Below are 11,753 nucleotides of genomic sequence, written 5' to 3'. Positions count from 1 at the left end.
GGCCCGATCCTCTCCAGACGCCGGCGGGTGAGTGCTCTCCTCTCCCGGCCCCTCGAAGGTCAGGACCTAGAAGTCGAAGACCGGACCTGTCGCGGCGTGCATGTCGCACTCGTTGCTGAAGGTCCGCCGGTACTGGATGTACTGGCCGTCCCACGTGCCGGTCGCACTCGCCGTCGTGGGGTCGTACACCCGCGCGCACCCCATCCACGTCGGCCCGACCAGGGCCGGGTCGCCCTGCGCCGGGTAGAGCGCCGCGCACGCGTCCGCCGCGCGCGGGTGCGTCCCGAAGACCGGCGAGCAACTGAGCTGGACGCTACGGGTGCCCAACCTGCCCGCGATGGTCAGTGAGAGATCCCTGCCCAGTGGTACGCCCACCGTCACGGGCCACGACGGAATCGGGCGCGGCGGCCACGGGGTCGGCCACGGCGGAAGCGGCCATCCGGTCGGCCTTGGCGGGAACGGGCGCGGCGGCCACGGAGTCGGCCACGGCGGAATCGGGGTCGGGCGAGGTGGGATCGGCTGGCCCCAGGTGCCGGGTGGCCACGGGAGCGGAGGCCGCGGCGGCCACGGAGGTCGTGGGGGTGGGATCATCGACCCGGGTCCCGGAGGCAACGGCCCAGGCCCCGGGGGCAGCGGCCCCGGCCCCGGAGGCAGCGGCGGTCGCGGGGGCAGCATGATCGATCCGGGTCCCGGAGGCATCGGCCGCGGCGGCCACGGAGGCGGATCGGCGATCGGCCGGCCCACGGCCGGGTCGGGCCCGCGGCCCGGCGGCTGCGGCAGCGCGTCCGCGGCGGCCGTCGTGCCGCTGAGAAGGACGAGCCCGGCGGTGGCCAGGCCAAAGATACATCGCATGAATTCCCCCGATGAATACGAATTTCGTACATAGCCGAAAATGTCGTTTTCGGTGTGTTCGGGGGGAGCGAATTACGCCCTGAACTGGAAAGATGCTATGTCGCTAACGATGGGGCACCTCGGAGCGACTCGCCGTGGAATGCCATGAATTCACCAGTTTGGAAAGGCCTCGGCCGAACCCGCTTCGTACCGCCGGTCGCCACTGCGGAAGCAGGATGCCAGGTGACGGCGCCCGCACCGGCGCACGTTCAGAGCGACCGGACGCCCGGCCGTCCCTCCAGCAGGAGGAGCAGCTCGCCGAGGAGTTCCGCCAGCTCCCGCTGCCGCTCCACGGCCAGGCCGGCCAGCAGCGACGCGTCGTAGTCGACCTGCTCGGGGAGCATCCGGTCGATGAGCGTACGGCCCTGCTCGGTGAGCGAGAGGTGGGACACCCGCCCGTCCCGGTCGTCGGGACGGCGGGCCACCAGTCCGCGCTCCTCCAGGAACCGTAGCCGCTTGGTGACGGCGGCGCCGGAGGCGAAGGTCTCCCTGGCGATCTGGCTGGGGGTGAGCTCCCGATCCAGCCGTCGCAGCGCGCCGAGGATGTCGAACTCGGACCGGGTCAGACCGTGCTCGCGCAGCGGCGCGTCGGCGGCCTGCTGGATCAGCAGGGAACAGCGGTTGAGGCGGCCGATCACGGCCATCGGCGCGGTGTCCAGCCCCGGGTGGACACGCTGCCACTGGCGCATCACCTGCGCGACGATGTCCTCCACGCCCCCGCTTCCCTCACCCGCTGATCGACTTTGAGGCGACTCTATCCCGGGCGGGTCCCCTCAGGCGCGCGAGCGTACGGTGGCCTTCCTGCTCGGCCTGGGCGATCTGTTCCGTCGGCAGCACCCGCTGCCACCACTCGCCGGCGGCGATCTCGGCGGCCTCCCGGAGTTCCACCAGGGCGGCGACGAGCAGGCCTCGGGCCCGGGAGATGTCGCCGGGGCCCGCGGAGCCGCTCTCCAGCAGGTGTCCTGCCGCGGCCTGGGTGACGGCCACCCGGTGCAGGGCGGCGTCGACCCGGCCGGCGGTACGGCGGTTGGTCACCAGCAGGCAGCCGAGCAGTCCCGCCGCGACGCCCACGCAGGTGTCCAGCCAGCGGTCGGCGATCAGCTGCCCGGCGGGCTGGTACCCGGAGAACTCGGTCAGCAGAAGGGCCATCGGAGTCACGCACACCGTGCCGAGCCAGTAGTTCCGGGTGATCAACGCCTCGGTGCAGAACTGGAGGAGCAGCACCAGCAACACCAGCGCGAGCTGCCCGGTGCGGCTGATCGGCAGCAGCAGGGTGAAGGCGAGCAGTCCGAACACGCTGCCGAGGGCGCGCTGCAGCGCCCGCTGCCAGGACAGCATGGCATTGGCCTGGAAGACGGAGGCGGCCATCACGACCGCCCAGTAGGGGTGACCGACCCCCAGCGCCATCGAGGTCAGCCCGGCCAGAGCGGAGCCGACGGCGACCCTGATCCCGATCGGGAACAGCGCGGAGGCCGGATGGAACGCCCGCAGCACACTCGGCTCGCGGCTCCGGACGGCCCGTTCCATCGCGATGCCGGTCAACTCGGCGGCCTCGTTCTCGGTGAGGCTCGTGCGAGGCAGCGGCCGGTTCCGGCGCAGGTCGGTGGCCCAGCCCGTCAGCCGGGCGGCCTCGGTGGTGAAACCCGTCGCGAGGGTCTCCTCGGCGTGTACCAGCAGGCGCTCCAGCGCGCCGCGGTTCGGGCTCGCGGGCACCGGCAGGAGAGTGCGCCAGGCGGCGTTCACCGCCGCGGCGGCGTCATGGCGGACCCGGGGTACCGGGGTGATCCGCGCCGGGGTGTCGTCCTGGGGGTCGCATCCCGAGGAGGCCGCCCGCGGGAGCCGCGCGACCGCCTCCAGCGCGCGGGCGACGGCGATCCGCTGGGGGCCCTCGGGCCGGACGAGCGCCGGGGCCATGCAGACCAGAGCGGCAAGGAGGGCGCCCAGCGCGGCGAGCGCCAGGTGGAAGGGCACCTCACTGAGCCGCTGGGGGATGAAGGCACAGGTGGCGGCCATGAAGGTGAAGATCAGGTTCCCGGGCGGGCCGATCCGGGTGGCGTCGCAGACCACCTTGTGCAGGGCGGCCAGCACCGCGGACACGATGATCAGGATCGCGGTGGACCGGGTGAGGCCGGACGCGACGAGCGCCACCCCCACCCCGCCGATCATGCCCAGCGCCACCCAGATCAGGCTGCGCGCCCGCGCCGCGTACGGCAGGCCGTGCGCGTACAGGGCGCACATCGCTCCGGCGGAGGTGTAGACCGCCAGATCCAGCCGGCCCATGGCGAGAAGGATCAGGTCGGGGATCGCCAGCGCGATGACCGCGCTGAGCGCGTGCTTGTGCCAGATGTCGCCGAACCGGCCGAGCCGGAACACTCCCCTCAGCGGCAGCCGCCGCGTCCGTCCGCCCGGCTGTTCCTTCATGATCCCCGTTCATATGATTAGCAAGTGTTTTACCTATAAATCATATGGCGGCAGGACGACCGGTTTCCCCGTCGCCCCGGCCACCTGCCGAGACGACTCGACCGCGCGTCCGCGGGTTACGCGGGAGGCGCGGTCGAACAGGCGACAGATGACCTTGTGGATCGTTGTCGGACGCGTTGCCCCGGCGGGTCGTGGGGACTAGCGGTTGGCGCGGTTGACCGCGGAGATGACGGCCTTGAGCGCGGCGGCGGTGGTGTTGGCGTCGATGCCGACACCCCACAGGGCCTGGCCGGCGATCTCGCACTCGATGTAGGAGGCGGCCTTGGCGTCGGTGCCGGCGCTCAGGGCGTGCTCGGCGTAGTCGAGGACGCGAACCTCGATGCCGACCCTGGCCAGGGCCTCACAGAAGGCGGAGATGGGACCGTTGCCGACCCCCTCGACCTCCCGGATCTCCCCGTCGATCCGCAGGTCGGCGCTGATCGCGTCCTTCTCGTCGCCCTGGGAGGCGGTGCGGTGGGCCAGCAGGCCCAGCCGGCCCCACGGGCCGACCTCGTTCGGCAGGTACTCGTCGGTGAAGATCTCGAACATCTGGGCCGGGCTCACCTCGCCGCCGAGGGCGTCGGTGCGGCCCTGGACGACGCGGGAGAACTCGATCTGCAGGCGGCGCGGCAGGTCCAGCTGGTGGTCGGCCTTCATGATGTAGGCGACCCCGCCCTTGCCCGACTGGCTGTTGACCCTGATGACCGCCTCGTACGTACGGCCGATGTCCTTGGGGTCGATCGGCAGGTAGGGGACCGCCCAGGTGAACTCCTCGACCGGGACGCCGGCGGCGGCCGCGTCGCGCTCCAGGTGCTCGAAGCCCTTCTTGATGGCGTCCTGGTGGGATCCGGAGAAGGCGGTGTAGACCAGCTCGCCGCCCCACGGGTGGCGCGGGTGGACGGGGAGCTGGGTGCAGTACTCGGTGATCCGGCGGATCTCATCGATGTCGGAGAAGTCGACCTCCGGGTCGATGCCCTGCGAGAACAGGTTCATGCCCAGCGTGACCAGGCAGACGTTGCCGGTGCGCTCTCCGTTGCCGAACAGGCAGCCTTCGATCCGGTCCGCCCCGGCCAGGTAGCCCAGCTCGGCGGCGGCGACGGCGGTGCCCCGGTCGTTGTGGGGGTGCAGGGAGAGCACGATCGAGTCGCGATAGGCCAGGTTGCGGTGCATCCACTCGATCTGGTCGGCGTAGATGTTGGGCGTGGCCATCTCGACGGTGGCGGGCAGGTTGATGATGACCTTGCGGTCGGGGGTGGGCTGCCACACGTCGTTGACGGCGTCGCAGACCTCCACCGCGTACTCCAGTTCGGTGCCGGTGAAGGACTCCGGGGAGTACTGGAAGTAGATCTCCGTGCCGTCCATCTCGGCGGCCAGCTTCTTGCAGAGCTTGGCGCCCTCGACCGCGATCGCGGTGATGCCCTCGCGGTCCTGGCCGAAGACGACCCTGCGCTGGAGGGTGGAGGTGGAGTTGTACAGGTGGATGATCGCCTGCTTGGCCCCGCGCACCGATTCGAAGGTCCGCTCGATCAGCTCGGGTCTGGCCTGGGTCAGGACCTGGATCACCACGTCGTCAGGGATCAGATCCTCTTCGATGATCTGCCGTACGAAGTCGAAGTCGGTCTGGGATGCGGCGGGGAAGCCCACCTCGATCTCCTTGTAGCCCAGCTTCACCAGCAGCTCGAACATCTTGAGCTTGCGGTGGGGGTCCATGGGGTCGATCAGCGCCTGGTTGCCGTCACGCAGGTCGACGGCACACCACCGGGGTGCCCGCTCGATGACCTTGTCCGGCCAGGTCCGGTCGGCCAGCCGGATCGGCGCGAAGGACTCATAACGCTTGAACGGCATGGGGCTGGGTTGCTGCTGCGGATACATGCAAAGGCTCCTCGACTGGGAAAACAATCGTGGCCGACACGCATGGCTCGCTCCGCGACGAGGGAGCCGGCCCTTACAGGCCCTCGTCGCGGCAGCTAAGAAGCAGCCCGCGCAGCATGCATAGCACGCTATCAGACGGGTCCGAATGCCCGAGCCCCGGTCTCACATGGCGGAACTCGAAGATCTCCGGGAGTCCTTCCGAGGATGGGCACGCGACGCGAAGCACGCCGGCGCCACCGGCTCGGCTTCCGACGGTACGGTCACCTGAGGAGAACTCTGACAGGGGGAACTGCCATGAGGGACGTCGACATCCTCGCCCACATCAACGAACTCATCGCCGAGGAGCGGGAGCTCCGGAAGAGACTGACTTCGCACTCGATCTCCTCGCATGAGGAGAACAACCGGATCCAGCAGCTGGAGGAGGCTCTCGACCAGGCATGGGACCTGCTCAGGCAGCGCCGGGCACGCCGCGAGTTCGGTGAGGACCCCGACTCCGCCGCGCCCCGCCCGATCGACGAGGTCGAGGACTACCGTCAGTGACCGCCCGCCCCGAAGGCCCCTGCCGGAGTCGGGGTCGGAGTCGGGGACGGGGACGGTGGGACGGGAGCGGGTTCCGCGGCCGGGCGGCCCTCGCAGCGTGAATCGGCCGGGGTCCGCTGCGAGACCGGGGCGAGCCAGGAGATCACGCTCTGTTCGACGTACCAGCCGTGCAGGTTCGCCCATGTCCTGGGCACCTCGCCGGGGTCGGGGCAGAGCACCTTCGACCGCAGCCGCTCGTTGGAGATGAAGCTCACCGCACCGTCGCGGTGCAGGACCGTGGTCATCAGGTCGTCACTGGCGACCATGTAGCCCACGAGCACCTCGGAGGACTCCTCCCCGGTGATCTCCAGGGCGATCAGCGGGAGGATCGGCGCCCTCATCACGACCGCGCCGACCAGGAACGGGGTGAACACCGCCATCGCGATCGCGATGCCATGGGTCAGCACCCTGGCCGACGCCGCGGGCACCGGGCCGGTCAGCAGCGGCGCGCACACCGGGGGAAGCGTCAGCAGGATCGCGGTCGCCATGTCCCGCTCGGCGAACGCGGTGACGATGGCGGGCCACAGCAGCACGTACGACAGCACCGCGGCGATCAGCGGCAGCGCGTAGCAGAACGTGGTCCGCAACTCCTCGTGGGCCGGGAACCGCTCGCGCACGATCAGGCCCGCCAGCGCGAGCGACAACATCATCAGCGTCGGCAGGAAGCGCAGTTGCCAGGTGCCCACGCCCACCACGACGGCCAGGCCCGCCACCCAGCCGGGCAGCCGCCGGGCCGCGCGCACCAGCCATGAGGAGCGGCCCGTGCTGATCCAGCAGAGGGTGCCGAGGAGCCGGCCGCCGACGACGACGACGGGCAGCACCCACACCGTGGTCAGCAGGATCGCGCTCAGCATGCCCAGCGGGCTGATGGTCTGCACGAGCAGGAGCAGCGTCTGGGTGTCCTGCCGGCTGGCGTACCACAGCCGCATCACCAGCAGGACGATCGGGAACACCGGCAGCAGCGTGAGGAACCACTCCTGGTTCCTCGGCGCGTCCCTGACCCGCCTGTCGGTCTTCAAGGTGCGGAGGGACAATCCTGGACGGGGAGGGTCCGCTCCCACGGCCAGCGGCGCACCGGCGGGGGAAGCGCGCACGGCTGCTCCGCCTGGGCCACGTTCACCCCCGGGTTGGTCTTCAGCAGCGGCTCGATGTGGGTCTTGTACGCCTCCTCCCAGCGCTGGTTCTGCGGATCGGCGTAGGAACGGTAGAGCGCGAGGTCGACCAGGGTGCGCAGCGCGGCGTTGGGCCCCGCGTTGACAGCCCACATCTCCGTCTTCTCCAGCGCGATGTCGTGGTGGCGCAGGTTCCTGTCCTGCGCGACGAACCCGGCCAGGAGTGCCGCGTCGGTGGTCACCGCGTCGATGTCGCCCCTCTGAAGACGCTCCACGCACTTGCTGATCAGGCCCTCGGCGATGGGATTGCCCCTTATCGCCTTGCTCAGCTCGACCAGGGAGGTCGAGGTCCCGAGCGAGCAGACCTTCTTGCCCTCGAGCTGCCCCAGGGAGGCGACGTGTTCGTCCTCGTAGTCGGATCTGGTCACCACCGACTGCTCGGTGAAGAGGTAGGGCGTGGAGAAGCCGACCGAGGGGTCCGCCTTGCGGTCGGGCGTCACGCTGAAGGTCGCCACCACGAGGTCGACCCTGACGAATTCCCCGTTCTCGTTCCGGGCCTGCATGCGCGCCCTGTCCTCGGTCTCGATGGACATGAACTCGACCTGGTCGCGCCGGAAGCCCAGATCCGCCGCGATCATGTAGGCGATGTCGATGTCGAAGCCCTCGAAGCCGCTCCCGTCCTTCGACCGCAGGGCGATGCCCGGGGTGTCGTCCTTCACCCCGATCCGGAGCCTGTCCTTGCTGAGGAGTCCCGCCTTCTCCCGCAGCTCGGCCTCGGTGGGCGGCCCGTTCACCCATGCGATGGACACCCCGACCACGACCGCTGCGACGACCAGCGCGATCCAGGCCGTCAGCCGGAACCGGCGGAACCCGCGCCTGGCGGGCGTCCCCGGCGGATCGATCCGCGCCCCGGGGTACGCGTCCTCGAAGGGCCGCACATCCCCGGGCCGCGGGTCGCGGCCGTACCTGTCGTCGTCCCACCGGTCACGCTCGTATCGCTCGTCGAACCGGCGCTCCTGACCGTATCTGTCGTCGTCCCACCGGCCGCGCTCGTACCGGCCGTCGAAGCGCCGCTCACGGTCATGTCGATCGTCGGACCATCGGTCACGATCGTCACCGGGCGATCCGCCGGTCTCGGCGCCCGATCGCCCCTCGCGCTCGTCGTCGGCCGGCCTGCCGGTCTCGCGGCCGGGCTGCCGGTCGGAGCGACCGTGACTCCCGGGAGGGTCCGGTGTCCCCTCCGCTCGCGTCCCCCCGTCCGCAGGTTCCTCCGCCATGACACCCCCGGACTCCCTTTTTGCTGGGTAGGTTATGCCGCCACCGCCCGCAGCGGGAGGTTCTTCATCAAGAAGAGATCAAATACGACTTTCTTGATATGAAATAGTGCGGTTCACACAGCGAGAAGGCGGTGAATTTCCTCCCCGTGTAATTCCTCCACCGCCCCCGAATGAGCGACGTGCCCGGCGTCGAGGATGAGAAAACGGTCGGCGAGGCGGAGCGCCAGGTCCAGATACTGTTCGACCAGCAGGAGCGACAGGCCGGAGGCGTGCAGCCGCTCGATCGCCTCCTCGATCTCGATGATGATCGAGGGCTGGATGCCCTCGGTGGGCTCGTCCAGGATGAGCAGCCTGGGCCGGGTGACGAGCGCGCGGGCGATCGCGAGCTGCTGCTGCTGTCCGCCGGACAGGAATCCGGCACGCCGCTTGAGCAGCGGCTTCAGCCGGGGAAAGGTCTCCAGCGCCTCCTCCAGCGCCTCCTGCGGGCCGCCGGAGGCCTCCAGCGTGACCTGAAGGTTGCCGAGCACGCTGAGCTGAGGGAAGGTCTCGTGCCCCTGGGGGACGTACGCCATGCCGAGCCGTACCCGCTCGTGCGGCGGCAGGCGCGTCACGTCCCGGCCCTCGAAGGTGACCGAACCCGCGGTGGCGGGCAGCACGCCCATCACGGTGTTGAGCAGGGTGGTCTTGCCCACCCCGTTGCGGCCCATCACGCACACCAGTTGCCCTGGCTCCACCCGCAGGGAGACCCCGAACAGCACCCGGGCCCTGCCGTACCCGGCGTCAAGATCCTGTACTGACAGCATCTCCGCGCTTCCTTCCGAGATAGACCTCCTGCACGCGCGGGTCGTCGCGGACCTGGTCCACCGAGCCCTCGATCAGCACCTTGCCCTCGTGCAGGACGGTGACCTGCGAGGCGTACCTGCGCAGGAACTCCATGTCATGTTCGATCACGATCACCGTGTGGTCGTTGGCCACGGACGTCAGCAGCTCGCCGGTCCGTTCCCGCTCGTCCTTCGACATCCCGGCCACCGGCTCGTCCAGCAGGAGCAGCTTGGGGCTCTGGGTGAGCAGCATGCCGATCTCCAGCCACTGCCGCTGCCCGTGGGAGAGCACCCCCGCGGGCCGGTCCGCCAGCTCCCGCAGCCCCGTGGTCTCCAGCGCGTCGGCGACGGCCGTGGAGATCCCGCGCCTGCGCCGGGCCAGCGACCAGAGCGGGCGGCGGAAGGAGGCCGCCAGGTCGAGGTTCTCCAGGACCGTGAGCTCCTCGAAGACCACCGAGGTCTGGAAGGTACGCCCGACGCCGAGCCTGACGATGCTGTGCTCGCGCAGGCCGGCCAGGCTGCGGCCGTCGAAGACGACCTCGCCGGTGGTGGGGCGGGTGAGGCCGGTGATGACGTCGATGAGCGTGGTCTTCCCAGCGCCGTTGGGGCCGATCAGGAAGCGCAGTTCCCCCGCCTCGACGGTCAGGTCGATGCCGTCGATGGCGCGGAAGCCGTCGAAGACCACCGACAGCCCGCGTACCTCGATGATCGGGCTCATCCGACCTCCTCCATGACTCTCCTGCCGGGGGCGTCGTCCGCAGGCGGGGGTTCCGGGGCCGTGGGGCGCTTCGACCGCCGGGCCAGGGCGTCGCGGGCCGACGCCGCCAGGCCGAGGATCCCTCTGGGGGCCAGGGTCATCACGAGGATGAACAGCGCGCCCTGCAGGTAGAGCCAGCCGTCCGCGAACTGCTCGCTGAAGGAGGTCTTGGCGTACCCCATGACGACCGCGCCGAGGACGGCCCCGGCGAGGGCGAACCTGCCGCCCACCGCGACCGCGACGACGAGTTCAAGCGAGGGGACCACCCCCAGCAGCGCGGGCGAGATGATGCCGACCACCGGCACGAACAGGGCACCCGCCAGCCCGGCCATGCCCGCGGAGATCGCGAAGACGACGGTCTTCACCCTGGCCGGGTCGTAGCCGAGGAACCTGACGCGGTCCTCGCCGTCCCTGATCGCGACGAGCAGCCGCCCGAAGCGGCTGCCCACCAGCTGACGGGCACCGAGGTAGAGCAGCCCGGTGACGATCGCGACCACGAAGTAGAGCCCGCGCTGGGTGGAGTCCGCCGCCAGGTCCTGGCCGAACAGATCGAAGAAGTTGGTCAGACCGTTGGTGCCGCCGGTCAGGCCCTGCTGGCCGACGAGCAGGATGACGAACGCGGCGGCGAGCGCCTGGGTGAGGATCGCGAAGTACGCGCCGCGCACCCGCTGGCGGAACACCAGCAGGCCCAGCACGGTGGCGATCAGCATCGGCCCGAGTACGACCATGGCCAGCGCGAACACCGGGTTGGCGAACGGTTTCCAGAGCGCGGGCAGCTGCTCGACCCCGCTCCAGACCATGAAGTCGGGCAGGTCTCCCTGGGCGTCCACCAGCTTCAGGTGCATGCCCATCGCGTAGCCGCCGAGCCCGAAGAACACGCCCTGGCCGAGGACGAGCATGCCGCCCTGCCCCCAGGCCAGTCCGATGCCCAGGGCGATGATCGCGAAGCAGAGGTACTTGGCCAGCAGGCCGAGGCGGAAGGGTTCCAGCAGCAGCGGTGCGACGACCAGGGCGAGCACGGCCACCGCCGCGAAGAGCCCCGGCCCCTTGAGGCGGGTGAGATTCATGTGAGCGCCCTCGAGCGGAGTACGAACAGGCCCTGCGGGCGGAACTGGAGGAAGGCGATGATCGCGGCGAACACGATGACCTTCGCCAGGCTGGCGTCACTCCAGAACTCGGCGTAGGAGTTGAGCAGGCCGAGGCCGGCGGCGGCGATGACGGCGCCGCGCAGCTGGCCGAGCCCTCCGGCGACGACCACCAGGAAGGCGTCGACGATGTAGTAGGTGCCCAGCGCCGGGCCGACGGGGCCGATGAGGGTGAGCGCCACCCCGGCGACCCCGGCCAGCCCTGAGCCGATGAAGAAGGTCCGCTGGTCCACCCGGGCGGTGTTGATGCCGCTGACCGCGGCCAGCTGCCGGTTCTGCATCACGGCCTGCATCCGGCGGCCGGCGCCGGTGCGGTTCATGTAGGCCCAGACGCCGATGACCGTGGCGACGGCCAGGCCGAAGATGAACAGCCGGTTGTACGGCAGGGACGCGATGCCGCCCTGCAGCCAGGTGGGTGCCTGGACCTGCACGTTGGGCGCCCCGAACAGGTCGCGGGCGAGTTGCTGGAGCACGAGGCTGACGCCCCAGGTGAGCAGCAGGGTGTCGAGCGGGCGGCCGTAGAAGTGCCGGATCGCGGCCCGTTCCAGGATGAGCCCCATCAGCCCGGCGACCAGGAAGGCGACGGGCAGGGCCACGATCACCGCCATCCGGCCGGTGAGGTCCTGGAGCAGGTAGGCGGTGTACGCCCCGGCCATGATGAACTCGCCGTGGGCCATGTTGATCACGCCCATCTGACCGAACGTGAACGTCAGCCCGAGGGCGATGAGGAGCAGCACGGCGCCGATGGACAGGCCGATCGGGAGCTGGTTGAGAAAGGCCTCCACCGAAGGTCCCCTTCCTACGAGTGTGTGGCTCCGGAACCGGGCCGCGCCGCGTCG

11 protein-coding genes are annotated in these 11,753 nt (G+C 70.2%); 1 reads left to right on the top strand and 10 read right to left on the bottom strand.

Annotated features, from left to right (window positions below):
* Positions 1-66: 66 nt before the first annotated feature.
* The 4 genes from ABT061_RS06335 to leuA form a co-directional block, all read right to left on the bottom strand.
* On the bottom strand, positions 67-381 hold the full coding sequence (locus tag ABT061_RS06335) for an SSI family serine proteinase inhibitor (protein WP_350913293.1): 315 nt from the start codon (positions 379-381) through the stop codon (positions 67-69).
* 719 nt (positions 382-1,100) lie between these two features.
* Complete coding sequence (locus tag ABT061_RS06330) at positions 1,101-1,604, bottom strand: MarR family winged helix-turn-helix transcriptional regulator (RefSeq protein ID WP_350913290.1); 504 nt, start codon at positions 1,602-1,604, stop codon at positions 1,101-1,103.
* A gap of 13 nt (positions 1,605-1,617) precedes the next feature.
* Entirely contained in the window at positions 1,618-3,312 is a 1,695-nt protein-coding gene (locus ABT061_RS06325; protein WP_350913288.1) for an FUSC family protein, read from the bottom strand.
* Positions 3,313-3,510: 198 nt separating this feature from the next.
* Entirely contained in the window at positions 3,511-5,223 is a 1,713-nt protein-coding gene (leuA, locus tag ABT061_RS06320) for a 2-isopropylmalate synthase (protein WP_350913286.1), read from the bottom strand.
* Positions 5,224-5,517: 294 nt separating this feature from the next.
* Here leuA and ABT061_RS06315 point away from each other — a divergent pair, with 294 nt between their 5' ends.
* Entirely contained in the window at positions 5,518-5,763 is a 246-nt protein-coding gene (locus tag ABT061_RS06315; protein ID WP_350913284.1) for a DUF2630 family protein, read from the top strand.
* On the opposite strand, the gene ABT061_RS06310 is transcribed toward ABT061_RS06315, so the two are convergent.
* The 6 genes from ABT061_RS06310 to urtB all read right to left on the bottom strand — a co-directional run bounded on the left by ABT061_RS06310 (position 5,757) and on the right by urtB (position 11,699).
* Positions 5,757-6,821, bottom strand: coding sequence for a hypothetical protein (locus ABT061_RS06310; protein ID WP_350913282.1), 1,065 nt, complete (start codon positions 6,819-6,821; stop codon positions 5,757-5,759). The genes ABT061_RS06315 and ABT061_RS06310 overlap by 7 nt on opposite strands.
* Positions 6,818-8,191: a transporter substrate-binding domain-containing protein gene (locus ABT061_RS06305; protein ID WP_350913280.1), complete on the bottom strand. Its 1,374-nt coding sequence runs from the start codon at positions 8,189-8,191 to the stop codon at positions 6,818-6,820. Before ABT061_RS06305 ends, ABT061_RS06310 begins: the two co-directional genes overlap by 4 nt.
* A 113-nt stretch (positions 8,192-8,304) precedes the next feature.
* Positions 8,305-8,994 (bottom strand): urea ABC transporter ATP-binding subunit UrtE, encoded by a 690-nt coding sequence (urtE, locus tag ABT061_RS06300; protein WP_343978534.1) that lies wholly within the window; start codon positions 8,992-8,994, stop codon positions 8,305-8,307.
* Positions 8,972-9,730 (bottom strand): urea ABC transporter ATP-binding protein UrtD, encoded by a 759-nt coding sequence (urtD, locus tag ABT061_RS06295; protein WP_350913276.1) that lies wholly within the window; start codon positions 9,728-9,730, stop codon positions 8,972-8,974. The genes urtE and urtD overlap by 23 nt, the downstream gene beginning before the upstream one ends.
* Positions 9,727-10,836, bottom strand: a complete 1,110-nt coding sequence (gene urtC / locus ABT061_RS06290; RefSeq protein ID WP_350913274.1) for an urea ABC transporter permease subunit UrtC — start codon at positions 10,834-10,836, stop codon at positions 9,727-9,729. The genes urtD and urtC overlap by 4 nt, the downstream gene beginning before the upstream one ends.
* Positions 10,833-11,699 (bottom strand): urea ABC transporter permease subunit UrtB, encoded by an 867-nt coding sequence (gene urtB, locus ABT061_RS06285; protein WP_350913272.1) that lies wholly within the window; start codon positions 11,697-11,699, stop codon positions 10,833-10,835. The genes urtC and urtB overlap by 4 nt, the downstream gene beginning before the upstream one ends.
* Positions 11,700-11,753: the final 54 nt, after the last annotated feature.

The sequence above is a fragment of the Streptosporangium sp. NPDC002544 genome, from assembly GCF_040295965.1.
Lineage (GTDB): Bacteria > Actinomycetota > Actinomycetes > Streptosporangiales > Streptosporangiaceae > Streptosporangium.
This window is presented reverse-complemented; position numbering and strand designations above follow the sequence as displayed.